This window comes from Lentzea sp. NPDC102401 (genome assembly GCF_044765805.1).
GTDB lineage: Bacteria > Actinomycetota > Actinomycetes > Mycobacteriales > Pseudonocardiaceae > Lentzea > Lentzea sokolovensis.
The window spans coordinates 37,612-62,269 of the sequence record NZ_JBIWKS010000001.1 but is presented as its reverse complement, the minus strand read 5'-3'; the positions used below and the strand labels follow the sequence as shown (position 1 = coordinate 62,269).

General features: G+C 68.8%; 27 protein-coding genes. 14 read left to right on the top strand and 13 right to left on the bottom strand.

Going from position 1 to position 24,658, the window contains the following annotated elements; translation table 11 throughout:
* Nucleotide 1 precedes the first annotated feature (1 nt).
* From ACIRG5_RS00325 to ACIRG5_RS00300, 6 genes are all read left to right on the top strand, one after another.
* Nucleotides 2–718: an SDR family NAD(P)-dependent oxidoreductase gene (locus ACIRG5_RS00325; RefSeq protein ID WP_402897866.1), complete on the top strand. Its 717-nt coding sequence runs from the start codon at nucleotides 2–4 to the stop codon at nucleotides 716–718.
* Between the two features lie 141 nt (nucleotides 719–859).
* On the top strand, nucleotides 860–2,329 hold the full coding sequence (locus ACIRG5_RS00320; protein ID WP_402897863.1) for an FAD-dependent oxidoreductase: 1,470 nt from the start codon (nucleotides 860–862) through the stop codon (nucleotides 2,327–2,329).
* Nucleotides 2,326–3,372: a hypothetical protein gene (locus tag ACIRG5_RS00315; protein ID WP_402897860.1), complete on the top strand. Its 1,047-nt coding sequence runs from the start codon at nucleotides 2,326–2,328 to the stop codon at nucleotides 3,370–3,372. Before ACIRG5_RS00320 ends, ACIRG5_RS00315 begins: the two co-directional genes overlap by 4 nt.
* A gap of 28 nt (nucleotides 3,373–3,400) precedes the next feature.
* Nucleotides 3,401–3,997: a TetR/AcrR family transcriptional regulator gene (locus ACIRG5_RS00310; protein WP_402897857.1), complete on the top strand. Its 597-nt coding sequence runs from the start codon at nucleotides 3,401–3,403 to the stop codon at nucleotides 3,995–3,997.
* A gap of 216 nt (nucleotides 3,998–4,213) precedes the next feature.
* The gene (locus ACIRG5_RS00305) at nucleotides 4,214–4,633 is read left to right on the top strand and encodes a hypothetical protein (RefSeq protein ID WP_402897854.1); all 420 of its coding nucleotides are present in this window, start codon (nucleotides 4,214–4,216) and stop codon (nucleotides 4,631–4,633) included.
* 469 nt (nucleotides 4,634–5,102) lie between these two features.
* Nucleotides 5,103–5,330, top strand: a complete 228-nt coding sequence (locus ACIRG5_RS00300) for a hypothetical protein (RefSeq protein ID WP_402897852.1) — start codon at nucleotides 5,103–5,105, stop codon at nucleotides 5,328–5,330.
* Nucleotides 5,331–5,413: 83 nt separating this feature from the next.
* Here ACIRG5_RS00300 and ACIRG5_RS00295 read toward each other — a convergent pair whose 3' ends face one another.
* A complete protein-coding gene (locus tag ACIRG5_RS00295; RefSeq protein ID WP_402897850.1) occupies nucleotides 5,414–6,589 on the bottom strand; it encodes an epoxide hydrolase family protein in 1,176 nt (391 codons plus the stop codon).
* Between the two features lie 103 nt (nucleotides 6,590–6,692).
* Between ACIRG5_RS00295 and ACIRG5_RS00290 the strand changes: the two genes are divergently transcribed.
* The 3 genes from ACIRG5_RS00290 (at nucleotide 6,693) to ACIRG5_RS00280 (ending at nucleotide 8,502) form a co-directional block, all read left to right on the top strand.
* Nucleotides 6,693–7,322: a TetR/AcrR family transcriptional regulator gene (locus ACIRG5_RS00290; protein ID WP_402897848.1), complete on the top strand. Its 630-nt coding sequence runs from the start codon at nucleotides 6,693–6,695 to the stop codon at nucleotides 7,320–7,322.
* Complete coding sequence (locus tag ACIRG5_RS00285; RefSeq protein ID WP_402897845.1) at nucleotides 7,319–7,726, top strand: PPOX class F420-dependent oxidoreductase; 408 nt, start codon at nucleotides 7,319–7,321, stop codon at nucleotides 7,724–7,726. The genes ACIRG5_RS00290 and ACIRG5_RS00285 overlap by 4 nt, the downstream gene beginning before the upstream one ends.
* Nucleotides 7,727–8,109: 383 nt before the next feature.
* A complete protein-coding gene (locus ACIRG5_RS00280) occupies nucleotides 8,110–8,502 on the top strand; it encodes a pyridoxamine 5'-phosphate oxidase family protein (RefSeq protein ID WP_402897842.1) in 393 nt (130 codons plus the stop codon).
* Between the two features lie 31 nt (nucleotides 8,503–8,533).
* On the opposite strand, the gene ACIRG5_RS00275 is transcribed toward ACIRG5_RS00280, so the two are convergent.
* From ACIRG5_RS00275 to ACIRG5_RS00260, 4 genes are all read right to left on the bottom strand, one after another.
* Nucleotides 8,534–8,965: a DUF1931 family protein gene (locus ACIRG5_RS00275; protein WP_402897840.1), complete on the bottom strand. Its 432-nt coding sequence runs from the start codon at nucleotides 8,963–8,965 to the stop codon at nucleotides 8,534–8,536.
* Nucleotides 8,966–9,196: 231 nt separating this feature from the next.
* The gene (locus tag ACIRG5_RS00270; protein ID WP_402897838.1) at nucleotides 9,197–10,276 is read right to left on the bottom strand and encodes a glycosyltransferase family 4 protein; all 1,080 of its coding nucleotides are present in this window, start codon (nucleotides 10,274–10,276) and stop codon (nucleotides 9,197–9,199) included.
* Nucleotides 10,264–12,405, bottom strand: coding sequence for a glycogen debranching N-terminal domain-containing protein (locus tag ACIRG5_RS00265; RefSeq protein WP_402897835.1), 2,142 nt, complete (start codon nucleotides 12,403–12,405; stop codon nucleotides 10,264–10,266). The genes ACIRG5_RS00270 and ACIRG5_RS00265 overlap by 13 nt, the downstream gene beginning before the upstream one ends.
* A gap of 68 nt (nucleotides 12,406–12,473) precedes the next feature.
* Nucleotides 12,474–12,920, bottom strand: a complete 447-nt coding sequence (locus ACIRG5_RS00260; RefSeq protein ID WP_402897833.1) for an Hsp20/alpha crystallin family protein — start codon at nucleotides 12,918–12,920, stop codon at nucleotides 12,474–12,476.
* Nucleotides 12,921–13,123: 203 nt separating this feature from the next.
* On the opposite strand from ACIRG5_RS00260, the gene ACIRG5_RS00255 reads away from it, so the two are divergent.
* From ACIRG5_RS00255 to ACIRG5_RS00235, 5 genes are all read left to right on the top strand, one after another.
* On the top strand, nucleotides 13,124–14,047 hold the full coding sequence (locus ACIRG5_RS00255) for a S1C family serine protease (RefSeq protein WP_402897831.1): 924 nt from the start codon (nucleotides 13,124–13,126) through the stop codon (nucleotides 14,045–14,047).
* The gene (locus ACIRG5_RS00250) at nucleotides 14,044–14,334 is read left to right on the top strand and encodes an iron-sulfur cluster biosynthesis protein (protein ID WP_402897828.1); all 291 of its coding nucleotides are present in this window, start codon (nucleotides 14,044–14,046) and stop codon (nucleotides 14,332–14,334) included. The genes ACIRG5_RS00255 and ACIRG5_RS00250 overlap by 4 nt, the downstream gene beginning before the upstream one ends.
* Before the next feature lie 20 nt (nucleotides 14,335–14,354).
* Nucleotides 14,355–15,491 (top strand): glutathione-independent formaldehyde dehydrogenase, encoded by a 1,137-nt coding sequence (locus tag ACIRG5_RS00245; protein ID WP_402897825.1) that lies wholly within the window; start codon nucleotides 14,355–14,357, stop codon nucleotides 15,489–15,491.
* Between the two features lie 111 nt (nucleotides 15,492–15,602).
* Nucleotides 15,603–16,793 carry a glycosyltransferase gene (locus ACIRG5_RS00240; protein ID WP_402900811.1) on the top strand — a complete coding sequence of 397 codons (1,191 nt, stop codon included), beginning with the start codon at nucleotides 15,603–15,605 and terminating at the stop codon, nucleotides 16,791–16,793.
* A gap of 4 nt (nucleotides 16,794–16,797) precedes the next feature.
* Nucleotides 16,798–17,091 carry an STAS domain-containing protein gene (locus ACIRG5_RS00235; RefSeq protein ID WP_402897822.1) on the top strand — a complete coding sequence of 98 codons (294 nt, stop codon included), beginning with the start codon at nucleotides 16,798–16,800 and terminating at the stop codon, nucleotides 17,089–17,091.
* On the opposite strand, the gene ACIRG5_RS00230 is transcribed toward ACIRG5_RS00235, so the two are convergent.
* From ACIRG5_RS00230 to ACIRG5_RS00195, 8 genes are read right to left on the bottom strand one after another with little or no spacing between them, the layout of a single operon-like run.
* Nucleotides 17,066–18,019 (bottom strand): AraC family transcriptional regulator, encoded by a 954-nt coding sequence (locus ACIRG5_RS00230; RefSeq protein WP_402897819.1) that lies wholly within the window; start codon nucleotides 18,017–18,019, stop codon nucleotides 17,066–17,068. The genes ACIRG5_RS00235 and ACIRG5_RS00230 overlap by 26 nt on opposite strands.
* Nucleotides 18,020–18,072: 53 nt before the next feature.
* The gene (locus tag ACIRG5_RS00225) at nucleotides 18,073–19,752 is read right to left on the bottom strand and encodes an FAD-dependent oxidoreductase (protein WP_402897816.1); all 1,680 of its coding nucleotides are present in this window, start codon (nucleotides 19,750–19,752) and stop codon (nucleotides 18,073–18,075) included.
* On the bottom strand, nucleotides 19,730–19,993 hold the full coding sequence (locus ACIRG5_RS00220; RefSeq protein WP_402897814.1) for a UBP-type zinc finger domain-containing protein: 264 nt from the start codon (nucleotides 19,991–19,993) through the stop codon (nucleotides 19,730–19,732). The genes ACIRG5_RS00225 and ACIRG5_RS00220 overlap by 23 nt, the downstream gene beginning before the upstream one ends.
* Nucleotides 19,990–20,415, bottom strand: a complete 426-nt coding sequence (locus ACIRG5_RS00215) for a hypothetical protein (RefSeq protein WP_402897811.1) — start codon at nucleotides 20,413–20,415, stop codon at nucleotides 19,990–19,992. Before ACIRG5_RS00215 ends, ACIRG5_RS00220 begins: the two co-directional genes overlap by 4 nt.
* Nucleotides 20,412–20,852, bottom strand: coding sequence for a thioredoxin (gene trxA, locus ACIRG5_RS00210; protein ID WP_402897809.1), 441 nt, complete (start codon nucleotides 20,850–20,852; stop codon nucleotides 20,412–20,414). The genes ACIRG5_RS00215 and trxA overlap by 4 nt, the downstream gene beginning before the upstream one ends.
* On the bottom strand, nucleotides 20,849–23,476 hold the full coding sequence (gene clpB / locus ACIRG5_RS00205; RefSeq protein WP_402897807.1) for an ATP-dependent chaperone ClpB: 2,628 nt from the start codon (nucleotides 23,474–23,476) through the stop codon (nucleotides 20,849–20,851). Before clpB ends, trxA begins: the two co-directional genes overlap by 4 nt.
* A 7-nt stretch (nucleotides 23,477–23,483) precedes the next feature.
* On the bottom strand, nucleotides 23,484–23,777 hold the full coding sequence (locus ACIRG5_RS00200) for a chaperone modulator CbpM (RefSeq protein ID WP_402897805.1): 294 nt from the start codon (nucleotides 23,775–23,777) through the stop codon (nucleotides 23,484–23,486).
* A complete protein-coding gene (locus ACIRG5_RS00195; protein WP_402897802.1) occupies nucleotides 23,777–24,658 on the bottom strand; it encodes a DnaJ C-terminal domain-containing protein in 882 nt (293 codons plus the stop codon). Before ACIRG5_RS00195 ends, ACIRG5_RS00200 begins: the two co-directional genes overlap by 1 nt.

Genomic DNA, 24,658 nt, shown 5'->3' with positions numbered 1-24,658 from the left:
CATGGACAACCGCACCGCACTGGTCACCGGCGCCAACAAGGGTATCGGCAAGCACATCGCCCGCCTGCTCGTCGCCGAGGGCTTCACCGTCCACGTGGGCTCGCGCGACCCGGAGCGCGGGCAGCAGACCGTCGGCGAACTCGGACCCGCGGCCCGCCTCCTCGTCCTCGACGTGACGGATCCCGGCAGCATCGCCCAGGCCGCGGCTCGGGTGGACCACCTGGACGTGCTGGTCAACAACGCCGGGATCGGCATCTCCCTCGCCACACCCGCCGAGACCGGCCTCGACGACCTCCGGCGCACCTTCGAGACCAACGTGGTCGGGGTCGTGGCGGTGACCAACGCCTTCCTGCCCGTCCTGCGCCGCTCCGGGCACCCGCGGGTCGTCAACGTCTCCAGCGGCACCTCGTCGCTGACCTGGAGCACGAACCCCAACCCCCAGTTCCCCCACGGCAACGGCGGCGCGGCGGCCTACCGCGCGTCCAAGGCCGCGCTCAACGCCCTCACGGTCTTCTACGCCCAGACGCTGGCCGCCGAGGGCTTCAAGGTCAACGCGCTCGCCCCCGGCCTGCGGGCCACCGACCTCAACCCCCGGGCCGTCGCGTCCGGTGGTGACCCTGCCGAGGCCGCGGCGGGGGCCGTTCGCCTCGCCCTGCTGCCCGACGACGGTCCCACCGGAGGGTTCTTCTCCTGGGACGGAACAACTGTGCCCTGGTGACAGCGTGTCCGCGGCGCCGCAAGGATCTCGACGAGCGGATCGATGTCGCGGACAGGCCGTAGCCCGTAAGCCGGATTGACGCCACCTCTCGTCATTCATACATTCGAGTCCTGATTGTATGAATGACGAGAGGTGGTCCGCGTGACGCTGGGCAGAACCGCCGTCGTACTGGGTGGCAGCACCGCTGGGCTGTGCGCCGCCGGGGCGCTCGCCCCCTACTTCGACCAGGTGGTGGTGCTGGAACGGGACGAGCTCCCGGCCGCCGCGGAGCACCGGCGCGGCGTGCCGCAGAGCAAGCACCCGCACTTCCTGCTGAACTCGGGACGGCGCGCGATCGGGGCGCTGTTCCCCGGATTCGAGGACGACCTCATCGCCGCCGGCGGGTTGCACCTGATGCCGTCTCTGGACGCCGCCTACCTCGACGGGGAGGGCTGGTCGGCGCGCAAGCGCGGGGCGATGACGATGATCTACGGATCGCGGATCCTCATCGAACGCGTGTTGCGCGACGCGGTTCGAGTTCTGCCCAACACGACCATTCGCGAGGGCGTCTCGGTGCACGGCCTCACCACGCGGGACGGGGTGGTCACCGGGGTCGGCCTGTCCACGTCCGCCGGCGAGGAGCACCTCGACGCCGACCTCGTGGTGGACGCGATGGGGCGCGGGTCCTCGGTCAGCGGCTGGCTCGTGGCCGCCGGATGGCCCGAGCCCGAGGTGCGCACGCTCGACGCCAAGGTCACCTACACCTCGCGCTGGTACGAGCTGCCCTCACCGGCCGAGCGACCGGCGTCGTGGTGGTGGCAGCACCTGGTGATCATGCCCACCCCGGACAAGGGGGAGCACCCCGCCGAGCACGAGTTCCTGGTGAACTTCTTTCCCATCGAGGGGAACCGCGTCATCGCCTGCATGGGCTCGTGGGGCATCGACATGCCCCGCACCACCGAGGCGTTCGTCGAGTCGGCGCGCCGGGTGCGGACGCCGTTGTTCGCGGCCGCGATGGACCGGTGTTCACCCACCTCGGAGGTGCACCTGACCCGGTCGACCGGCAACAAGTGGCGGCGCTACGACCGTTTGAGCACACCCGGTCTGGTGTTCGTCGGCGACTCGATCTGCGCGTTCAACCCGTTCTACGCACAGGGAATCAGTTCTGCGTCGATGTCTGCACTGTTGCTGCGCGAGCACCTGTCTCGCACGCAACGCCTCGACGCGGAGTTCTACACCAGGTTCCTCGTGGCGCAACGCAAATCGCTCACCGTGCCCTGGTCGCTGGCCATGGCGAGAGACCAGGGCTACGAGTGCGCGGTGGGCACCGAGAAGGTGCCGGAGTGGTGGCGTCGCGTTCTCGCGGCCATGTCCGGCCCAGCCTTCAGTCTCATCGTCGGTGCGGCGCGTGAGTACGAGGTGGTCGACGAGCACTTCGCGAAGGTGTTCAACATGGACGAGTCGCTGGGCGAGATGATGCGGAACCCGCGGGTGATCGCGGCACTCGTGCGCTACCGGATCCGGACCGCGCTGGGACGGCAGCGGATTCCCTTCGGGTTCGATCCCCAGGCGGAGCCGCCGGCCACGGACTACTCGCCGGACGGTGCCGCGGCAACGGTCGCCACGCGATGAGCGCCGTGTGCGGGCCGGAGGCGGAAGCCGTCACCCGCGGCCTCGGCTTCGACTGCCACGACGTGTCACCCGTGATCTCGGTGCGGTTTCCGTGGGATCTCGCGCACTGGACGATGCCGCTGCTCGAACTGCTCATCATCGGCGGCGCCGTTTTCGCTCTGGTGCACGCGTTGCGCCGCTACCGCCACGGCGATCCGATCAACCTGGCGCTGTGGTGGACGTCGCTGGTGTACCTCGCGGTGATCGAACCACCGCTGTACTTCCCGGAGTGGTTCGGACTCAACGAGATCTACGGTTTCATCTTCGCCCACAACCAGTTCACCGTGCAGTTCATGTGGGACAGGCTGCCGCTCTACATCATCGCGTTCTACCCGGTGATCAGTCAGCTCGCCTACGAGCTGGTGCGGTCGCTGGGCATCTTCCGGCGCCGCGGCGCACTCGTGGGGTCGGTCGCCGTCGCCTTCACCTGCCAGGTGTTCTACGAGGTGTTCGACCACATCGGACCGCAGCTGAAGTGGTGGGCCTGGAACCCGGACAACCGCATCGTCAACCACCCCGCGCTGGCGGCGGTGCCGATGACGAGCATGCTGCTGTTCGCGTCCGTTTCGTTGGGGGCCATGACCTATCTGGTCGTACGCCTGACCGGCGAGCACCGCGGGCGGTCGTTGGTGCCGCGCGTTCTGCTCGCCGGCGTCCTCACACCACCGACCATGGCGATCGCGGGCATTCCGTCGAGCTTCTTCAGCGGCAACACCACCGCCCAGGCCTGGGTTCTCGGCGCCGAACTGGCCCTGGTGTGGCTGGCCGGTGGCTGGATCGTCCTGTCGCAGCTGAGGTCGCGGGGGCCTGGTGAACCGCTGTCCGCCTTCGTCCGGATCTACCCAGCCGTCTACCTGGGCGGGATGGCGGTGTTCTGGATCAGCGCACTTCCTGACGGCCCACCGATCGCAGGCGCGTTCTACGCGCTCGCCTGTTTCATCGGGGCCGGTCTGTTGCTCGCGGCGCTGCGTCGAGTGCACCGGAAAGCACCTTCCACCGTCTGAGCCAACGCTCTCGGGGATGATGGTGCGCATGGGATACCACGGCTGGCAGGGCAACCCGCCCGGCACCGAGGACGAGGCACGCCGCCGGATCGTCAAGGCGGCGATGGCTTGTGTGGACCGCGTCGGGCTCGCCAAGACCAGCATGTCCGTGGTCGCCGCCGAGGCGGGCGTGACGCGGCAGACCGTCTACCGCTACTTCCCACGCCTCGCGGACATCCTCAGCGCCGTCGCCCTGGCAGGCGTCGAGGACTTCGCCGCACGGATGGCACGGCACCTCGCCTCGTTCGGCAGCCCGGCCGAGGTGGCCGTGGAGTCCGTGGTGTTCGGCGTCCTGGAGGTTCCGCGGGAGCCGTACCTGGGCTTGCTCCTGCAGGCAGGCGAATCCGACTTCTTCACCGTCGCGGTGACCTCTCCCGAGTCCTTCGCGCTCGGCGCGCGCATCCTCCGCGACGTGCCGGTGGACTGGGCCGGTGCCGGGATCGCGACCGACGACGAGCTCCAGGGGCTCGCCGAGATCCTGATGCGGCTCTTCCTGTCGTTCCTGCAGCATCCCTCGATGCCGGCGCTCACCGATGACCAGCTGCGGGCTCTGGTCCGCCGGTGGATCGGGCCCGCTCTTCAGTAGCCGCCGCGTTCGTGTGAGGTGCCAGAACTGGATCTGTCAAACGAACGGCTCTGGCTCGTAGTCGGTGGTGACGTGGAGTGGCCGTCAGGGCAGAAGGATGCGGTGGCGGAGAAGGTTGAGTCCCGCGCGTCCGTGCGTCTGTCTCATGATCCTCTTGGTGACGGCACCGTCCACTGCGGATCGGTCGATCTCGAGACCGTTGGTGAGACTGTGTAGATGCGGCAGATCGACGGCGCAAGCCTGCGGGACGCCCAGAAGATCACCGACAACCGCGTCGAACCCACACGGCAGTGCAAAGCGGCCAGTCCGCGCGGCTGGGACGGCAAGCAGAACGGGGAGGGCGCCGTCCAGCTGACGAACTGGTACGAGTGGGACCGGATCCTCGACGAAGACGAGTTCCGGGTCGAGATGCTCGGCTGGCTACCTGGTCAGCTGGATCGTGGTTTCAAGCGGACGTACGCTCACCCGTTGGAAGGTTTCCGGTGTGGTGGGGTCACCCGTCGGCTGGCTCGCCTGCCTGACCCACACCACTGCACCGACCACAGCGATGAGAACGAATACCATGACCAGCGCTGCCACCAGCGGCTTCCGCTTCATCTCGTCCCCGTCCGCCAGTTCTCGGACTCCCCTGGTTGATCGTAGCGACCAGCAGCTGTGATCCAACTCGGAGCCGACCTTGACCGCCGGTGTCGCGAAAGCCCGAACCGAGCAAAGGGCACTTCGTGATGCCGGCGATCACTGCATCCACCAACAGAACACCGCCGACGTCGATCATCGTTCCGAAACCCGGCAGTGCTGGTGAGGAAGGCCGCTGAGTTGGGCGTCCTCACCGAGGCGGAGGACGGCGGTGAGTGCGGAGTGCCCGGCACCGTACTGAGTGACGGGTCGGAGTCGTGTAGCAAGCCCAGCGCGGGCCTCGATGCCAACGACACAAGCAACCACGTGACGTCACTGTTGACCATGAAGCGACGTCGTCACGCGCGTACATAGGGTCTGCTGTAGTCCACGCGGGGAAGCGGATGTGCCTGTGTCCCGATGGGATCGCGAAGACGGCCCTCGCAGGTGACCGCGAGCGCGACCATGCCCTGCGATCACCTTGTCGGTGATGGTGGAGATGGTCTGCCGCGAGACCTCGGCGCCACAGACCTCCGGCGAGATGCGCGGAGATCTCGCGGCGGTCAATCCCTTGGCGGCCAACGAGATCACCATCTCGTCACTTCGGCGACCAGCGGCCACGATCGAGATCCGAGGACAGGCGGTCTGGCAGGCGTTCACCACTGCACCACCCCTGAAACCACCGGTGCGCCTACGTCGGCGTGCCGCGCTCAGTTGATCGACAAAACGAAGCTGACCAGTCACGGCACACTGGCCGACCGGCGCACCGAGATCCCGAACGCCGTGTCGTGGTTCCTGCGGTCACGACGCCCGCAGTCCCCGAAAGGTCGTCCGGATCTGGTCGGTGAGGACGTCCGGCTGCTCCAGGGCGGCGAAGTGGCCGCCTCGCTCGAGCTGGTCGTAGTGCACCACCGTCTCGTAGCGCCGCTCGACCCAGCGCCGGGAGGCCTGCACGGCCTCGCCGGGGAAGATGCTGAACCCGGCGGGGACGGGGTTCGGTCGCCCCGCGGTCCTGGGCGCGGTGCCGGCCCGGTTTTCCTCCCAGTAGAGGCGGGCGGAGGACGCCGCGGCGTTGGGGAGCCAGTAGAGCATGACGTCGTCGAGGATCTCGTCGCGGTCGATGACCTCTTCGGGGTTGCCGCCGTTGTCGGTGACGTCCTGGAAGAGCGTGTAGATCCAGGCGGCGAGTCCGGCGGGGGAGTCCGAGAGCGAGTAGCCGATCGTCTGCGGCCGGGTGGCCTGTTCCCGCGCGTACGCGCTCAGTTCGTCCTGGTAGCGCTGAGCGCGCGCGATCATCCGTTGTTCCTCCGCGGTCGCGGCGCTCATCTCCTGCTCGGTGGGGAACACCAGCGGCAGGTTGAAGTGCACGCCCAGGCACCTGTCGGGTGCCTTGCGGGCGATCTGCTCGACGACGGCCGAACCCCAGTCGCCGCCCTGGGCGAACCAGGTGTCGTGGCCCAGGCGCCGCATGAGGGTGATCCACGCGTCGGCGACGCGGGAGGTGTTCCAGCCGGTCGTCGTGGGCTTGCCGGAGAACCCGAAGCCCGGCATGGAGGGGATCACCACGTGGAACGCGTCGCGCGCGTCGCCGCCGTGTGCCACCGGATCGGTCAGCGGGCCCACCAGGTGCCGGAACTCCAGGACCGAGCCGGGCCAGCCGTGGCACAGCAGCAGCGGGACGGCGTCCGGCTCGGCCGACCGGACGTGCAGGAAGTGGACGTCGATCCCGTCGATGACGGTGCGGGACGAGCCGAGGTCGTTGATGACCTTCTCGGTGCGCCGCCAGTCGTAGCCGGTGGCCCAGTGGTGGCACAGAGCGCGGACGCGGTCCAACTGCGGACCCTGGCTCGCGTCCGGAACCGTCTCGCGGTCCGGCCACCGGGTGGCGGCCAGGCGGCTGCGCAGGTCCAGCAGTTCGGTGTCGGGGACGGCGATCGTGAACGGCTCGACCACGTCGTCGGCGGAAGGGGATGTCACCGGGAGCTCCCAGGGTCGTCGGAGGCGAACGGTGCGAGCGTAGCCGAGAAGTGGAAGAAGTATTCAACTTGGAATTTCTCTTCCACTTGTCTACGCTCCGCCTGTGACCGAAGCAGCTCCTCCTCTGCGTCGTGACGCCGAGCGCAATCGCCAGTTGCTGTTGCGCACGGCCTACGACCTCATGGCCTCGCAAGGGCTGAACGTCTCGTACGAGGACATCGCGCGAGCCGCCGGCACCGGGATGGGCACGATCTACCGGCGCTTCCCGCAACGGCAGGACCTGCTGGACGCCCTGTTCAGCGAGCACATCGACACGGTGATCGGCTTGGCGGAGCAGGCCTCGCGCTACGACGACCCCTGGGCGGGCCTCACCTGGTTCATCGAGCGGCAACTGGAGATCGAGGCGCAGAGCCGGGGGCTGGGGGAGTTGCTGCGAAGCCGCAACCAGGCCACCGCGCTGGTGCAGCACGCGCACGAGCGGATGACCCCGCTGGTGGCCGGCCTCGTCGACCGGGCCGTCCGCGCGGGTCAGCTGCCGGACGGGGCGACCCCCGCGGACTTCGCCGCGGTGCACGTGATGGTGGGCAGCGTCATGGACGCCTCCCGTGCTCACGCTCCACGGCTGTGGCGCCGCGCTCTCCGGATCGCGCTGGCGGGCGTGCGCCACGCCGACCTGTCCGGCGACCAGCCGGACGAAGCGGTCATCGACCACCTCTACAACGACCAGACGTGAAGGCCAAGCACATGACGGTTCTGCCCGACGACCTGATCGCCGTCCTCAACGCCAAGTCCATCTGCTTCGTGACCACGCTCATGCCCGACGGGGCGCCGCAGATCTCCCAGACCTGGGTGGGCACGAACGGCGAACACGTGCTCATCAACACCGTGGACACCCACCAGAAGACCCGCAACCTCCGGCGCGACCCGCGCATCGCCATCGGCATCGCAGACCCGGCCGCGCCTTCGCGGTACTGGGCTCTGCGCGGCAGCGTCGTGGACATCACGACCGACGGCGCCCGTGAGCACATCGACGAGTTGTCGCAGAAGTACATCGGCCGGCCGTACCCCGGTTTCGGCGACGGTCAGGGGCAGCGCGTCCTGCTCACCGTCAGGGTCGACCGGGTGCACACGCCCTGACCCGGCGCGGGAGTGCCGCGATACGACCAGGTCAGCGAGTGGAAGGTGTCCGAGCGGATCGCGCATGAGCCTCTTGTTGATGATGAGACGGTCAGGAGATGCGGGTGGCGAGGCCGGGCAACTGGGCGCGGGCTGCCACCCGTCCTGGGTGCTCACCAGAGCGGGCACCCAGGTGCAGAAAGTCCGCGGTTCTGAGCAGGATGTGCGGGTCACTGCGACGGCGGGCCACGTTCACCTCGGCGCAGCCGCGGAAGCGGATGACGACCCTGCGTCAGGCGGATAGTGCTGGACGGGCGGCAACGGTTCACTGAGACTGTGGATGTTGGGTGTTGCACGAGGGGCCGGCGCGGTGCTCGTCGGCGTTCCCCGCGTGATGTGCGGTGATGGCTGGACACGAGCTCACCAACGGTGAGTGCTGGGACCTGCTGGACCGCGTCAGCCTGGGACGGCTGTTGTACACCTCGGCTGGTCTGCCGGTGGCCCAGCCCGTGCGATTCGTCGTGCGCAACAAAGTGATCATGGTCAGTCTTGACCAGATCACCGCGACCCGGTTGTTGCCGGCCGGATTCGAGTTCGTCGCGTTCCAGGTCGACGACTTCGTCGATGGTGCGCAGAAAGCACACTCCGTGACTGTTTACGGCAGGGCGCAGGTCGTCTCCCCGCAACGTCGCAGCGGTGCCGAGGCAGCCGGTTTGCCCAGCCATGACGGGGAAGCCGTCTACGCTTGTGTGGCGCCGACGCTGCTTTGCGGCAGCCAGCTGGATCTCTGCACCTGAACCGCCATTCCTGTGGAGTCGCGCTCACAGGTCACAGAAGAAGGTCGAACAGGCGGAACGCCGACTCCCAGTGCCTGGTCTGCGGGTTCACCAGGCCCGGTTCGATGATCTTGAACGTGCGGGCGAGCCCCACGCTGATCCCGCCGGCGATGCGGGGCACCCAGGCCTCGGCCTCCTCCGACAACGTGATGTCCGGTGGCCGGGCCACCATCGCGTCCAGGACGTCCTCGAGATCGGCGAACAGCTTGTCGAACTCGCGAATGCGTTCCTGCAGGCCCTTGGTGATCGGGAAGTCGTAGGCCTGCACCACGTCGCGTGCGTTCGTCTTCGCGGTGACTCCGGCCATCAGGTACATGTCCTGCACTTGCTGGTCGATGAAGTCGTTGTAGCGCTTGAGGTCGTCCTTGTCGACGTCGAGACTTGCCGCCGTGCGGAAGAAGTGTTCGAACCTGCTTACATTCATGACCGGCACGGTTGCCTCCTCAGGACGTGGACGTTCTTTGAGCATCGCGGTCGTGCGCTTCTCGCTCCACGTGCTCGCGTGACGACATCCGGTCGTCGGTTTCACCCTGCGGGTATGAGACGGACGTTTTCGCGCACGACCCGAGGCGGTCCGCCGGTCAGTGACCGACGGACCGCCTCAGCTGTTCGTCCAGCGATGCTCCTCGTCATCGGTGCTTTGAGGTCTTCCCGCTCAGCGCTCACTGACCAACTGGAGACCGCGTCCGCCACTTCCAGCGGCTCGTCCCACGACCGACCGGTACACCGACTCGTAGCGTTGCGCCATCAGTGAGACGTCGAAGCGTTCCTCGGCGTCCGCCCGGCACCGCGCGGGACTCAGCGAGCTGACCCGGCGAAGTGCGTCAGCGAGTTCGTCCAGGTCGTCGCACACCCAACCGGTCTCGCCGTGTCTCACCACTTCCGGCACGGAACCTCGGCGCAGTGCCACCACCGGCGTCCCGCACGCCAGTGCCTCCGCCATCACGAGGCCGAACGGCTCCTCCCACTGGATCGGGAAGAGCAGGCACCTGGCTGCGGCGAGCAACGCGAGTTTGCGCTCACGGTTCGCCTCGCCGAGCCAGTCGACGCCGTCGCCTTCGAACAGCAACGGCTTCACCACCTCGTCGAAGTAGCGAATCTCGTTCCGCTCACGGCACTTCGCCGCGATCAGCAGGCGCACACCCGCTGCCCTGGCCGCCTTGATCGCCTCCGGAATGCCCTTCTCCGGCGAGGAGCGGCCGAGGAACAGCGCGAAGTCCTCTTTGTCCTTGCGGAAGGGGAACTCGGCCACACGCACCGCGTTGTGCACCGTGGCCACCCAGTTCAGATCCGGCGCATGGGTGCGCTGCGCCTCGGACAGTGCGACGAGATGCACGCTGTCGCCGAGATCCCGGTAGTACCGTCCCATCTCGCCGGTAGTCGGACCGTGCGCGGTGACCACGGTGGGCAGCGCACGTCCGCGGGCCAGCAGCGGTCCGGCCAGCGAGTGGTCGTGAACCAGGTCGACGTCGAGATCGGCGAGCACGTCGGGCAGAGCGGCCGCGTGCCCGACCTCGGGCATGTTCATACCCATGTGTTCTTCTTGTGGCGCCTGCGAAACCGAGATGAACTTCGCGCTCGTGCCGTTCTGTCCGACGCCGATCAACGTGACGTGCACGGCCTGTCTCATCAGCTGCTCGGTGAGGTCCGCGCACATGGATTCGATACCGCCGTAAGCCTTCGGTGGGAGCTCGAACCAGGGAGGCGCCACCATCGCGATTTTCAGTTCGTCCATTCCGGACGAGTTTCCCCAGCACGCGCGACGAAACCAGCCGGGACGTCCTTTGAGAACACCATTTCCGTTGGGAGACCGGCAACTCGGACCTCCGAGTCGACCTCGACGGTCACCCGCGCGCCGGCCAGCGGCACGTTGTCGAGCGCGATCGGCAGGAACCTGTCCGGCAACGCCGGTGCGAGCCACACGGTTCTGTCCGGCACGGCGGGTTCCAGGCGCAGCAACACCCGAAGCAGATGCACGGGTGATGCCGATGCCCATGCCTGCGGCGAGCACGACGTCGGATAGGGCACCGGCTGTGCGTATTCGCTGCGGTCGAATCCGCACAGCAGCTCGGGAAGCCTGCCTCCGAATGCCTCCGCCGCGTCGTACAGCGCGCTCGCAAGGCGTTGCGCGTGCTCGACGAACCCGTACCGCATCAGCCCTGCCGCCACGAGGGTCGAGTCGTGCGGCCACACCGATCCGTTGTGGTAGCTCATCGGGTTGTACGCGCCCATGCCGGACGCGAGGGTGCGCACACCCCAGCCGGTGAACATCTCTTCGGACATCAGCGATTCCGCGACCTGCCCGGCTTTGTCCTCGTCGACGATGCCGGTCCACAGACAGTGCCCGATGTTGGACGTGACGGAGTCGACGGGTCGCTTGGCGTGGTCCAGTGCGACGGCGTAACGGCCGAGTTCGGGCAGCCAGAACGCCTCGTTGAACCTCTCCTTCAGCGCCTGAGCGCGATCCTCCCAGTACTTCGGATCATCACCGGCGACCCGTGCGAGACATGCCCGCGCACGGAACGCCGCGTACACGTAGCCCTGCACCTCGCACAACGCGATCGGGCTGCGCGCGATCGTGCCGTCGGCGAAGTTGACGCCGTCCCACGAGTCCTTCCAGCCCTGGTTCACCAGGCCGCGCTCGGTGGCGCGGTGGTACTCGACGAATCCGTCGCCGTCGCGGTCGCCGTAGCGATCCACCCACTCGAGCGCGCGGTCGGCGTGGGGGAGCAGTGCGGCCATCCGGTCGTCGCCGATGCCCCACCGGCTCAGCTCGCCGAGCAGCATCACGAACAACGGCGTGGCATCCGCGGTGCCGTAGTAGACGTTGCGTCCGCCGAGCGCGAGAGAGGAGTCCGCGCCGAACCGGATCTCGTGCAGGATCCGGCCGGGTTCCTCTTCGCTGTTCTGCTCCACGGTCGTGCCCTGGTGGCGCGCGAGGGTTTGTGCGGTACCGAGCGCCAGCGTCGGGTCGATCGGCAGTGCCATCAGAGACGACAGGATCGAGTCGCGCCCGAACAAGGTCATGAACCACGGTGCTCCGGCCGCGATCACCGTGTCCTGCGGCCGTTCCGGGTCGAAGATGCGCAGCGCGCCCAGGTCCTCCCTGCTCTGCTGAAGCGTGCGCATCAACGCCGGTGCGCCGAACACCCGAAGCACCGGCCCCATCTCGTGCCACTGCCGCGCCCGTGCCATCGGCGCCGACTGCTCGACGGGCTGATCCAGCGGGAACAACGCGGGCGCCAGCTCGCCGTCCACCACCGGCCGCGCGGTGACACGGGTCGACCACTCACCCCTCGCGGGCACCAGTGCTTGGAAGGTCAAACGATCCAGGTCGTACTCGGCGTGATCGGCACTCACCCTCACGCCCCTGCTGCCCCGGCTGAGCGCGAGGCCGTCCTCGCGGGCCTCCGCGCCGTGCCGTCGGTGGTCGGCGCGCACGCGGTCTTCCTTGACCTCGAACAGGTCCGCGAAGTCGGCCTGCACGTGCACGGTGAGCGTGACGGACACGTCCTGTGGCCCGTAGTTGCGCAGCACCACGTCCTCGCGCATGCCGGCGCCGATGTACCGCGTGCGTTCCACCAGCAGCGAGCTCTCGCCACGCCGGCCGAGAAGCGCTCGCCCGAGGAACGTCGTGCGGAACGGTTCCGCCGGCACCGTGGTGATCGGCTCGGCCGGTGCGCCGTCGATCCTCACGCGCCAGCAGGACACGATCCTGGTGTCCATGAAGAACGTGCCCTGCGGCCCGTTGGCGTGGATCTCGCCGTCGTGACCGCACACGCAGAACGATGTGCCGTTGACGAGGGTGACCGTGCCGCCCGAGAGCGCGGTGGGGTGCCCCTCGAAGGCCCAGCCTCCCGTCATGTCGTTCGGGCGTTGCCAGGGGGTGACGTGGTCGCGCGCATGATCCCTCCCCGTCCGTCTCGGGCTTCTCAGGTTCCGGTGTGCTGGGCCTCGATCACGCGCTGCTGGTCGTCGTCATGGCTGAGGACCTCGACGCGCCGCGGCTTGCTCTCCTCCGACACGGGGATCCGCAGCGTGAGCACGCCCCTGCTGAAGCTCGCCTTCGGCACGTTCGTGTCCAGGTGGTCACCGAGGAAGAACTGGCGGCTGAGCTCACCCTGCGGCCGTTCGTCGATGATGACCTCGTCGTTCGCCGCGTGCAGTGGACGCCGGGTGGCGCGGATGGTGACCACGTTGCGCTCGATCGCGACGTCCACGTCCTCGGGGGCGACGCCGGGCAGGTCGACGTGGACGCACACCTCGTCACCTCGGCGGTAGGCCTCGACAGGCATGATCGAACGCGTCCGCGTCCCGCCGAACACCTGCTCGGTGAACCGGTCGAGCTCGCGGAACGGGTCGGACCGCATGAGCGTCATCGTCCTACCACCTCTCGTGATTGTCACCACCAGCAGGCTGGCAAGGGTTCGGCGGAGTGCGCTTTCTCCTGCGAGGACTAAATTTCCCGCCCGCGTTCGTCCTCCGGAGTCAAGTGGCAGCACGACGGCGAAAGAGCTCGTGTGAGCCGGTTTTCGCCGGGTAGCCGGGCGGCATGATGGCAAGAGTTCTGGCATTTTTGTTGATGTTGCTGGGTTTGGTCGCGTGCACGGACAGCCGGTCCTCGCCGCCTGCCGGTAGCGGCTCCTACGCCGACGTGGTCACGCGCACCGCGCCTTCCGCGGTGACCGTCCGGGTCGAGGACGGCGTGGGCAGTGGCGTCGTACTGCGTTCCGACGTGGTGGTGACGAACGAACACGTGGTGAAGACCAACAGGCAGGTGCGCATCCGGTACGCCGACGGGCAGGAGTCCGGCGGCGAGGTGCTCGCCACGGATCCGTTGTCGGATCTCGCGGTGATCCGCACCGAGCGGAAGGACCTGCCTGCCGCCGAGTTCCGCGCCGAGTTGCCCAGGCCGGGGGACACCGTGCTGGCGATCGGGAGTCCACTCGGGCTGGAGTTCACGGTGACGGCGGGAATCGTGTCCGGTCTGCACCGGACGTTGCCCGGTGGGCCGCAGGTCGAGCTCGTCCAGACCGACGCGCCGATCTCGCCAGGCAACTCCGGTGGTGCCCTGCTCGATTCGGCCGGACGCGTCATCGGGATCAACGAGGCCTACATCCCGCCCGCGCAGGGCGCGGTGTCCCTGGGCTTCGCGATTCCGTCCGGCGTGGCCCTGGACGTGGCGGAGAAGTTGTTGTCGGCCGGAAAGGTCGAGCACCCGTACCTCGGGGCGTCCCTGGGCGACCTGACGCCGGAGATCCGCTCGCGGTTCGGGATCTCGGCGGAGCGCGGGGCTCTGGTGCTGGAGGTCGAGCCCGGAGGGCCCGCTGAGACCGGCGGGATGCGAGCCGGGGACGTGATCGTGCGGATGAAGGACCAGGAGGTGGGCGGTGTGCAGGACGTGCAGGCCGTGTTGCGGTCTTCGCACGTCGAGGAAAGGACTTCTGTTTCGGTGCAACGCGGCGAGCAGCGGACCGAGCTGACAGTCGTCCTGGGTCGTCGATGATCGATCGGGAGGTTGCTGTGCTGGAGATGACGCCTGTCGCCGCTGGTGTGATCAGGGAACTGATGGCGGGGGAGCGGCCGTCGGCGGGACTGCGCCTCGACTTCGCGGACGGCGACCTGCACGTCGCGCGAGCCGACGCGCCCGAGGAGGGCGACGAGGTGGTCACCGCTCGTTCCGGCGAACGTGTCTTCGTCGCGCCGGAATCGGCGGACTACCTGAACGACAAGGTTCTCGACGCCCGCACGGACACGGACGGCACCCCGGTCTTCGGGGTGTCGAGCCGCTGAGACGCAAGAAGGTGGTGATCATGAAAGCTGTCGTTTACAAGAAGCCGTACGAGGTGGCCGTCGAAGAGGTGCCGGATCCGGAACTCCAGCACCCCAACGACGTGATCGTCCGCATCACCTCGACCGCGATCTGCGGATCGGACCTGCACATGTACGAGGGGCGGACCGCCGCCGAACCGGGAATCGTGTTCGGACACGAGAACTTGGGCGTGGTCGAGCAGGCCGGTGACGGTGTCACGTCGATCAAGCCGGGTGATCGGGTGGTGATGCCGTTCAACGTCGCGTGCGGGTTCTGCGTCAACTGCGTGCGCGGCCACACGGGGTTCTGCCTCACGGTGAATCCCGGGTTCGCCGGAGGTGCCTACGGATACGTGTCCATGGGCCCGTACTCCGGTGGGCAGGCGGAGAAGCTCCGCGTACCGTACGCGGACTTCAACTGCCTTGCACTGCCGCCAGGAACCGACCACGAGCTCGACTTCGTGCTGCTGGCCGACATCTTCCCGACCGGCTACCACGGCTGCGAACTCGCCGAGGTCACCCTCGGCGAATCGGTCGCGGTGTTCGGCGCCGGTCCGGTCGGCTTGATGGCCGCCTACTCCGCGCTGCTGCGCGGTGCGGCGAAGGTGTTCGTGGTCGACCGCGTCCCGGAACGACTGCGCAAGGCCGAGGAGATCGGCGCGGTGCCGATCGACTTCAGCGAGGGCAACGCGGCGCGGCAGATCCTCGAGCAGTGCGCCGAGCTCGGCGGTGCGGACAAGGGTGTCGACGCCGTCGGTTATCAAGCGCACTCGGACAGCGGCGCCAAAGAGGAACCGGCCGTCGTGCTGAACTCGTTGATCGAGGCGGTTCGTGCGACCGGAATGCTCGGCGTCCCCGGGCTGTACGTGCCCGCCGACCCCGGCGGGCCGGACGAGCAGTCGAGGCAGGGCATGCTGCTCGTGGCGATCGGGCGCATGTTCGAGAAGGGCCTGCGCATGGGCACGGGCCAGTGCGACGTGAAGCGCTACAACACGCGGTTGCGTGACCTGATCATCGCGGGCCGCGCGAAGCCGAGCTTCGTGGTGTCGCACGAACTGCCGCTCGACGAGGCGCCCATGGCGTACGAGAAGTTCGACAAACGGGTCGACGGCTTCACCAAGGTCGTGCTGCACCCGTGACCGGAAACGGTCGCTGAGTTGGTCCTCCTCGGCCGAAGCGTCGCCGTGGCCGGTCCGCCGACGATTGCCTCCTGGAATCGACGTGAGGAGGCGGACGTGGAGCACGACCGGTTGCGGATCGCGATGGTGTCGGCGGGGGAGTCCGGCGCCGGACAGCGTGTGCACGTGGCGGAACTGTCGGCGGCGCTTGCCCGCCGCGGCCACGCTGTCACGGTCTACACCCGCCAGGAGAGCGCGCTTCTGCCGGATCGCGACCGCGCGGAGCTCGGTTACGACGTCGTGAACGTGTCTGCCGGGCCCGCGGTGCGGATCGACGAGAACGAGATGATCCACCAGGTCGGCCGGCTCGCTGATCTTCTCGGCCGCGAGTGGCGGGACGCCCCGCCGGACGTCGTGCACGCGCACGGCTGGACGTCGGGACTGGCCAGCGTGCTGGCCGAACACCGGGGGATTCCCGTGGTGCAGACGTACTACGGGCTCGGCGGTTCTGTCAGGCGGTCGCTGGCGGAACGAATCGTCGGGCGCGAGGTCACGCGGGTCGCCGCGATGTCGTCCAACGAGGTGCTCGCGCTCCTGCGCACCGGTGTCAGCCGGAGCCGGATCTCCGTCGTTCCGACCGGTGTGGACGTGCAGATGTTCACCCCGTGGGGGCGAAGGGCGAAACGCGGCACGCGAAGCCGCATCGTGGCGGTGCGGACGGCCGTTCCGCAGAGCGGTCTGGCCGACCTGGTGAAAGTGCTGTCCCACGTGGAGGACGCCGAGTTGCTGATCATCGGCGGACCGGCGAGACGGCAGATCGGGCAGGAGCCGGGAACGCGGCGGTTGCGCGCGTTCGCCGCGGACGCCGGGGTAGCGGACCGGGTCGTGTTCACCGGAGGCGTGTCACGGGAGCGGTCGGTCGCCTTGCTGCGTTCCGCGGACGTCGTGGTGTGCGCGCCGCGGTGTGAACCGGTCGGTCACGTCTCGCTCGAGGCGATGGCATGTGGCGTGCCCGTCGTGGCGACCGCGGTGGGCGCGTTGGCGGACTCGGTGGTGGACGGGGTGACGGGTCTGCACGTCCCGCCTGGGAAACCGCGCCTTCTGGCGAGGGCACTGTGCGGGCTGCTCGGTGACGACGTCCGCCGCCAGGAGTTCGGTGCCGCGGGCCGCGACCGGGCGTGCGCGCGGTACTCGTGGGACCGGGTCGCGGCCGACACCGTCCGCGCCTACGAACGGGCGGGCGCGCGGGGAGCCGGGCTCCTGAAACGGACGAAGACGAGTCGTCAGGCGGATGGTGCCGGGCGGACCAGCACAGTTGACTGAGCATGTGGATCTTGAGTTCTGCGGGGGCGGGCCCGGCGTGGTGATCGCCGAGGTTCGTGGTGTCCTCGACGAGCGCTCGGCCCGTCAGTTCGAGGAGACCGTGCTGACCGGCCTCATCGGACTGGACTGGCCTCTGGTGCTGATGGTGGTGGATCTGCGCGCGGTGCCGGAGATCGACGCGTGCGGGGTCGCCGCCCTCGTGCGGGTCACCCGGCTGGCGGGCTCTCGCGACGTCGACGTGTTCGTCACCGGTGGCAGCGCCCTGTTGGGGTTCACCGGCGTCTGCGGCTTCTTCTGAGTGTCTCGGAGGGCGTCTCCCCGTACCGCCCGCGATACGTTCCCGCGAACCGTCCCAGGTGGACGAACCCCCAGGACGCGGCGGCGTCGGTGACGGTCAGGCCGGGCGCCGCCGCCGTGAGGTCGCGGTGGACACGACCCAGCCGCACGTTGCGCAGGTACGTCGTCGGCGACATCCCGGTGTGCTGCTGGAACCCGGCCTGCAGTGCCCGCGCCGAGACCGCGACCGCCGCCGCCAGGGTGGTGGTCGTCCACGCCTCGTGCGGCCGTTCCTCCAGCAGTTCCACGGCCTCGCGCACCGGCCCCCGCGGGATGTGGCGTGATCTCTCCAGATCCGCGTGGTGATCGTGCCGCAGGGTGAGCAGCAGGCCGTCGAGCACGAGTTGCTCCAGCGTGCCGGCCGCGAGGGGGTGGCGGCGCAGCAGTGCCGGCCCCTCGAACTCCCGCAGGAACGGGGCGAGCACGTCCAGCACGCCCGGCTGCGGTGCGGGCGCGAACCCGATCCGGCTCACCGGGCGCCCGAGCATGGCGGAGAGCCGCTGTTCCAGCGTCACCCGCTCCACCATGAGGCACAGTTGCGCGCAGTCGGCGCTCCATTTGATCAACGCCGGTTCACCGGGCAGGTACGCGACGGTCTCGGCGAGACCGGCGTCGACCGACACCCGCCCGAACGACGACCGCGCACGTCCCTGCACCGGCATGTTGAAGTGGTAGGCGGTCGCGTTCGTGGTGCGCATGTCGACTTCCTGGCCGTACCCGAGGTAGGCGGCCGTGAGGGAGCCGAGCCGTACCGCGTTCAACCGCATGTCGAGCGGTGTCTCGCCGCCGGCGGGCGCGATCTGGTGCGGCAGGAACACGCGGGTGACCGAGTCCTCCGCCTCATCGATCCGGGTCGCGCGGGCCACCGGGTGGTTGAGCAGTCTTTCCACGATTCACAGCATGCCAAATGGAGTACTCCGCTCCGCCACCCTCCGCCGCCAGGTCATCTCCTCGCTCCGAACGAGAGGTGGTCGTGGACGAGCCGGACCACCATCGCGCCCTCGCCGACCGCGGAGCCGACCCGTTTGATCGAACCGCTGCGCACGTCGCCGATCGCGAACACGCCCGGCCGGTTCGTCTCCAGCGGGAACGGCCTTCTGCCCCGGTGCCACCAGGAATCGTCGGTGGCGACGTGTTCACCGGTGAGGACGAAACCGTCCTCGTCGAGCGCGATCAACGATGAGAGCCAGGTCGTGCACGGCTTCGCGCCGATGAACACGAACAGCGCCCGCACCGGCAGGGTGCGCCGGTCGTGGACCCGGTTGTCCTCCACGACCACGCCCTCGAGCTTGTCGTCGCCCAGCAGCTCCACGACCTCGTGGTGCAGCAGCACCTCGATCCGGGGATGGTTCAGCACACGGTCGACCAGGTAACGGGACATGTCCTTGTTCAGGTCACCGCCGCGTACCACCAGGTGGACGTGGGGGACCCGGTCCGCGAGGAACACGGCCGCCTGGCCCGCCGAGTTGCCCCCGCCCACGATCGCGACCGGGTTCGTCTGGCACGCGCGTGCTTCGTGGATCGTGGCAGCGTAGTACACGTCGGTCGACTCGAAATCGGCGAGCCGGGCGAGGTCGAGCTTGCGGTAGCGCGCGCCGGTCGCGATCACCAGTGATCGCGTCCTGACCTCTGACGAGTCGTCGAAGCCCACCACGTAGTGGCCGTCGTGCGCGGAGAACGAGATCGCCTCCGCGGACACGTTCACGGGCACGCCGAACTTCCCGGCCTGCAGGACGGCGCGTTCGGCCAGATCCGGGCCGGAGATGCCGGCCGGGAAACCCAGGTAGTTCTCGATCCGCGACGTCGTCCCGGCCTGGCCGCCGGCGGCGACCGAGTCGACGGCCACCACACCCAGCCCGTCCGCCGCGCCGTAGACGACGGCCGCGAGGCCGCCGGGGCCGGCGCCGACGACGAGCAGGTCGGTGAGGTCGCTCGGCGGGGACGACGCGTGCAGGCCCAGCGCCTGGGCCAGTTCCCGGTTGCCCGGGTTGCGCAGCGTCCCGCCTCCGGGCACCACGACCACGGGGGTCTCGTGGACGGTCACGCCGAACCTGCGCAGCAGTTCCTCGGCGTCGCTGTCGTTGTCGATGTCGACCAGCCGGTGCGGGATCCGGTTGCGCGCGGCGAACTCCAGCAGCCGCTTGGTGTCCGGCGAGAAGCACGAGCCGATGATCTGCAGGCCGCTGCCCCTGCCGATCAGCACCGCCCGGCGCATCAGGTACGCGCGCAGGACGAGGCCTCCCAGCACGGGGTCGTTGCGCACCAGCTCGTTCAGCTCGCCCGCGGTCAGCTGGACGACCTCGCCGGGCTGTGCGACGACGGCCGTCACGAACGACGGTTGTCCTTCCAGCAGGCCGAGTTCGCCGAGGAACCGGCCTGGCCCGTGCACCCGCACGACCTCGCCGTGCTCCAGCACCTGCACGACGCCGCTGACGATCACGAAGAAGTCGTGGTCGCGGTCGCCCTCGGCGTACAGCACTTCCCCTTCTCGTGTCGGACGCCTTGTGCCGTGCAGCGCGATCTGGTCGATCTGGTCGCTGTCGAGGCGGGGGAAGGCACCGTGCTCGTCCGGTGTCTCCCGCGGCCCGGACGAACGCTGCTCAGACGAAAGCCTGGTGGACATAACACCACCGCCAGTTCTCGCCGGGTTCAAAAGAACGCACGATCGGATGGCCGATGCCGAAAGCGTGCCTGCGCGCGTGCTTCATCGGCGAGGAGTCGCAGCAGCCGACGTGTCCGCAGGTGAGGCACAGTCGCAGGTGGACCCACGGGGTGCCCGCGATGAGGCACTCCCGGCAGCCCTGCGGGGTCTGCGGCACCACCTCGCGCACGAGTGCGAGGTGTTCGTCCACGACCGTGGTCACCGGTCCTCCCGCATCACGTCGTCGAGCACCAGCGACAGGCCGATGCCCACCAGCCACACGTCCTTCGCCAGCGAGATGCCCTGTTCGGTCGGCCGCAGGCTGCCTTCCCGGCGCATCCCGGGTGTCTTCAGGTAGAGCCCGAGCAACGCGCCGCCGAACCCGGTGAGCGCGGCACCGGCGACGACCGCGGGCACCAGCGGCACCAGCAGGGCCACGCCGGTCATGATCTCCCCGGCCGCGAGCAGCGTCGTGAACCGCTGGGCGTCCAGCTTGCCCAGCACCGGATACGTGGTCGCGGCGAAGCCCTGCAACGACTCGGCGGTCTGCTGGTCGGCGTGCAGCTTGCCGAGTCCTGAGTTGAGCACGTACGCGCCCGTGGTGACGCGCGCGGGCAGTTGCCGCAGAAGGGATCGGCCGATCATGTCCTCACCTCCGGAACGAGAGCCTCGTCGAGCCAGGCGCGCAGCTGGGGTGCGGGCACCGCGCCGGGTTGCCGCGCGATCACCTCGCCGTCGCGCAGAATCATCAGCGTGGGTATCGAGCGCACGTCGAACCGTTCTGACAGACGGGGTGCGCGGTCCACGTCCACCCGCACGAGCTTGATGTCACCCGCGCGTTCGTGTGCGAGCTGGTCCAGGACCGGGCTGACCATCCTGCACGGCCCGCACCACGTCGCCCACATGTCGACCAGCACGGGAACGTCCGCCTGCTCGGCCACCTCGGCGAAGTCGACGTCCAGCGCGTCGACGATCCACGGCAGTGGCCGTGCGCAGTTGCCGCATTTCGGCTTGCCCTGGGCGGCCACGGGGATGCGGTTGGTCTTGCCGCAGTTCGGGCACGTGATGTTCGTCGTCCTCATGCCGCGGCCCTGCTCTCACCGGACGTGACGACGGACAGCTCGTCGTCCACCACGTCCACCCGGATCGTCGTGTCCTCCGCCAGGTCACCCGCGATCAGCGCCCGTGCCACGCGGGTTTCGACCTCGTGCGCGATGTAGCGGCGCAGTGGCCGCGCGCCGTAGACGGGGTCGAAGCCGCGCCTGGCGATGAACTCGCGGGCCGCGGGAGTGAGCTCGACGTCGACGCGGCGTTCGGCCAGGCGGGCGCGCAGCTCGGCGAACTGCAGGTCCACGATGCGTTCGATCTGCTCCAGCCGCAGTGGCGTGAACAGCACGATGTCGTCGACGCGGTTGAGGAACTCGGGCCGGAAGTGGTCGCGCAGTGACGCCATCACGGCCCCGCGTGCGTCCGGTTTGATCTCTCCGTCGGGGGTGACGCCGTCCAGCAGGTGCTCCGAGCCGATGTTGGACGTCATGATGATGACGGTGTTGCGGAAGTCGACCGTGCGGCCCTGCGCGTCGGTGATCCGGCCGTCGTCGAGCACCTGCAGGAACGTGTTGAACACGTCCGGGTGCGCCTTCTCCATCTCGTCCAGCAACACGACGGAGTAGGGCTTGCGCCGCACCGCTTCCGTGAGCTGGCCGCCCTCGTCGTAGCCGACGTAGCCGGGAGGCGCGCCGACGAGTCGTGAGACCGTGTGCTTCTCCTGGTACTCGCTCATGTCGAGGCGCACCATGTTGTCCTCGCTGTCGAACAGCGCCGCGGCCAGCGTTTTCGCCAGCTCGGTCTTGCCGACCCCGGTGGGGCCCAGGAAGATGAACGACCCGATCGGCTTGCGCGGATCCTTCACGCCCGCTCGCGCACGGATGATCGCGTCGGCGACCAGCCGCACCGCGTCCTCCTGGCCGATCACCCGCTCGTGCAGGATCTGGTCCAGCCTCAGCAACTTCTCGCGTTCGCCCTCCTGGAGCCTCGACACCGGGATGCCGGTCCACGCCGCGACGATCTCGGCGATCTCGTCCTCGGTCACCACTTCCTTGAGCAGGCGGTGCTGACCCTGTTTGCCGGCAAGCCTTTCCTCCTCGGACGCGAGCTGACTCCCCAGTTCGGCGAGCTTGCCGTAGCGCAGTTCCGCGGCTCGGTTGAGGTCGTAGGCACGTTCCGCCTCTTCGGCGTCCCGGCGTACGCGTTCCAACTCACCGCGCAGGTCCTGCACGCGCCGGATGGCCTGCCGCTCCGCCTCCCACTGCGCGGTCATGGCGTCGAGCTCCGCGCGGAGGTCGGCGAGTTCCTTGCGCAGGGCGTCCAGCCGTTGTTCGCTGGCCTGATCGGTTTCCTTGGCCAGTGCGGCTTCCTCGATCTCCAGCCGGGTCACGCGCCGCGACGTCTCGTCCAGTTCCGCGGGCATCGAGTCGATCTCGGTGCGCAGCCGCGCGCACGCCTCGTCCACCAGGTCGATCGCCTTGTCCGGCAGGAACCGGTCGGTGATGTAGCGCTGGGACAGCACCACGGCGGACACGAGCGCGGCGTCCTGGATCTTGACACCGTGGTAGACCTCGAGGCGTTCCCGCAGCCCGCGCAGGATCGAGATCGCGTCCTCCGGCGACGGCTCGGCCACGACCACGGTCTGAAACCGTCGTTCCAGCGCGGCGTCGGACTCGATGTGCTTGCGGTACTCGTCGAGCGTGGTGGCGCCGATCATGTGCAGCTCACCGCGAGCGAGCATGGGTTTGAGCATGTTGCCCGCGTCCATGGACCCTTCGGCGGCGCCCGCGCCCACGACGGTGTGCAGCTCGTCGACGAACAGCAGGATCCGCCCCTCGGCCGCCTTCACCTCGGCGAGCACGGCCTTGAGCCGCTCCTCGAACTCGCCGCGGTACTTGGCGCCGGCCACCAGCGAGCCCATGTCGAGGGAGAAGACCGTCTTGTCCCTGAGGCCTTCCGGCACGTCGCCGCGCACGATCCGCTGCGCGAGGCCCTCGACGATCGCGGTCTTGCCGACGCCGGGCTCGCCGATCAGCACCGGGTTGTTCTTCGTCTTGCGGGACAGGATCTGGATCACCCGGCGGATCTCGGCGTCCCGGCCGATCACCGGGTCGAGGTCGCCGGTCCGCGCGTCGTTGACGAGGTCGCGGCCGTACTTCTCCAGGGCCTCGTAGGTTCCCTCCGGCGTGGCACTGCGCACGCGCTGGTTGCCGCGAATCCTGGTCAGACTCTCCAGGAAGCGGTCCCGCGTGATGCCGTGCTTCGCCAGGACCTGACCGGCCTTGGTGCCGTTGCCCTCCTCCGCCAGCGCGAGCAGCAGGTGCTCGACGCTGACGTACTCGTCCTTGAGTCGCTTGGCTTCCCGTTCCGCGGCGTCGAGCAGACCGAGCAGACGGCGGGTGACGTTGATCTGTCCGGGTTGGACACCCGGTCCGGTCACCCTGGGGCGGCGGGAGAGTGCGGTCCGCACGTCGTCCGTCAGCGCCTGCACGTCCACGTCCGCCTGCGTGAGCAGGCGGGCCACCAGGCCGTCGGGCTGCTCGACCAGAGCCAGCAGGAGGTGTTCGCCGTCGGTCTCGGTGTGCCCGAGCCGCTGGGCGACCTCCTGGGCGGACTGCAGCGCCTCCTGCGACTTCTGCGTCAGCCGGTTCACGTCCATAGCCGGTTCACTTCCACGATGGCTCACTCCCGCGCACTTGTGCTTCCAGGACTCGGATCCGGTCGAGCAGGTCCAGCACGAGCGCGACCGCGTTGTAGTTGAGCGAGAGCCCGCCGCGCAGCCGCTGGATCCGTGCGATGCGGGCCGCGGTGTCCGGTGGGAACCACAGCCGTCCGCCGTCGTCCACCGCGCACTCGATCAGCCCGAGCGCGGCGAACCGGCGCACCAGTTCCGGGTGGAGTCCGGTGTGGACGGACACCCGGTCGATGCTCAGCCGGGACGGTTTCGTCAGGACGTACATCACGAGCCCCTCGGATCGAAGTCGGAGACCGCGGCCAGTTCCTCGAACAGCTCCCGTTCCCGCTTGCCGAGGGACTTCGGCACCATGACCTTCACGACCGCGTGGAGGTCACCGGCCTTGCCGCGCGGGTTCGGCATGCCCTCACCGCGCAACCGCAGCCGTCGTCCACTCGACGACCCGGCGACCACGCGGACCTTCGCCTCGCCGCCCGGCGTCATGATCGGCACAGTGGCACCGAGAGCCGCCTCCCACGGTGTGACCGGCAGGTCCACGACGACGTCGCGGCCTTCCAGCCGGTACCGGGGGTGCGGCGCGATCCGGACCACCAGGAACAGGTCCCCGGACGCGCCGCCGCCGGAGCCCTGCCCGCCCTGGCCGGCCAGGCGGATGCGCTGGCCGGCCACCACACCGGGCGGGATCGTCACGTCCAGCTCGCGGTCGCCGATGGTCAGTCTGCGATGCCCACCCCGGTAGGCGTCCTCGACCGAGAGCGTCAGCTCGGCCTCCTGGTCGGCGCCCGGAACCGGGCCGCCGCGTCCGCCGCGGCGGAAGACGCCGCCGAACAGGTCCTCGAAGTCGAAGTCCTCGAACCCGCCTTGGCCAGGCCCGCTCGTGTACACCGTGCGTCCCCGAGGAGCGCGTTCCCCGTAATCCTCCGGGACTCGGCGGAAGTCGGCGCCGAACCGGTCGTACCGCTTGCGCTGGTCCGCGTCCGACAGGACCTCGTAGGCCTCGCTGACCTCCTTGAACCGGTCCTCGGCACCGGGGTCGCGGTTGACGTCCGGGTGGTACTTCCGCGCGAGTTTGCGGTACGCCCGCTGGATCTCCTCGCTGCTCGCGCCGCGGGGTACGCCCAGCGCCTCGTAGAAGTCCGTGGCCAC

What these genes read in the sequence shown, in the direction of transcription:
- clpB (WP_402897807.1), bottom strand. Translation starts at nt 23,476, where the DNA reads ATGGACGTGAACCGGCTGACGCAGAAGTCGCAGGAGGCGCTGCAGTCC.
- ACIRG5_RS00260 (WP_402897833.1), bottom strand. Translation starts at nt 12,920, where the DNA reads ATGACGCTCATGCGGTCCGACCCGTTCCGCGAGCTCGACCGGTTCACC.
- ACIRG5_RS00270 (WP_402897838.1), bottom strand. Translation starts at nt 10,276, where the DNA reads ATGGACGAACTGAAAATCGCGATGGTGGCGCCTCCCTGGTTCGAGCTC.
- ACIRG5_RS00255 (WP_402897831.1), top strand. Translation starts at nt 13,124, where the DNA reads ATGTTGCTGGGTTTGGTCGCGTGCACGGACAGCCGGTCCTCGCCGCCT.
- ACIRG5_RS00310 (WP_402897857.1), top strand. Translation starts at nt 3,401, where the DNA reads ATGGGATACCACGGCTGGCAGGGCAACCCGCCCGGCACCGAGGACGAG.
- ACIRG5_RS00250 (WP_402897828.1), top strand. Translation starts at nt 14,044, where the DNA reads ATGATCGATCGGGAGGTTGCTGTGCTGGAGATGACGCCTGTCGCCGCT.
- ACIRG5_RS00245 (WP_402897825.1), top strand. Translation starts at nt 14,355, where the DNA reads ATGAAAGCTGTCGTTTACAAGAAGCCGTACGAGGTGGCCGTCGAAGAG.
- ACIRG5_RS00275 (WP_402897840.1), bottom strand. Translation starts at nt 8,965, where the DNA reads ATGAATGTAAGCAGGTTCGAACACTTCTTCCGCACGGCGGCAAGTCTC.
- ACIRG5_RS00200 (WP_402897805.1), bottom strand. Translation starts at nt 23,777, where the DNA reads ATGTACGTCCTGACGAAACCGTCCCGGCTGAGCATCGACCGGGTGTCC.
- ACIRG5_RS00280 (WP_402897842.1), top strand. Translation starts at nt 8,110, where the DNA reads ATGGCTGGACACGAGCTCACCAACGGTGAGTGCTGGGACCTGCTGGAC.
- trxA (WP_402897809.1), bottom strand. Translation starts at nt 20,852, where the DNA reads ATGAGGACGACGAACATCACGTGCCCGAACTGCGGCAAGACCAACCGC.
- ACIRG5_RS00325 (WP_402897866.1), top strand. Translation starts at nt 2, where the DNA reads ATGGACAACCGCACCGCACTGGTCACCGGCGCCAACAAGGGTATCGGC.
- ACIRG5_RS00315 (WP_402897860.1), top strand. Translation starts at nt 2,326, where the DNA reads ATGAGCGCCGTGTGCGGGCCGGAGGCGGAAGCCGTCACCCGCGGCCTC.
- ACIRG5_RS00305 (WP_402897854.1), top strand. Translation starts at nt 4,214, where the DNA reads ATGCGGCAGATCGACGGCGCAAGCCTGCGGGACGCCCAGAAGATCACC.
- ACIRG5_RS00265 (WP_402897835.1), bottom strand. Translation starts at nt 12,405, where the DNA reads ATGACGGGAGGCTGGGCCTTCGAGGGGCACCCCACCGCGCTCTCGGGC.
- ACIRG5_RS00215 (WP_402897811.1), bottom strand. Translation starts at nt 20,415, where the DNA reads ATGATCGGCCGATCCCTTCTGCGGCAACTGCCCGCGCGCGTCACCACG.
- ACIRG5_RS00300 (WP_402897852.1), top strand. Translation starts at nt 5,103, where the DNA reads ATGGTGGAGATGGTCTGCCGCGAGACCTCGGCGCCACAGACCTCCGGC.
- ACIRG5_RS00225 (WP_402897816.1), bottom strand. Translation starts at nt 19,752, where the DNA reads ATGTCCACCAGGCTTTCGTCTGAGCAGCGTTCGTCCGGGCCGCGGGAG.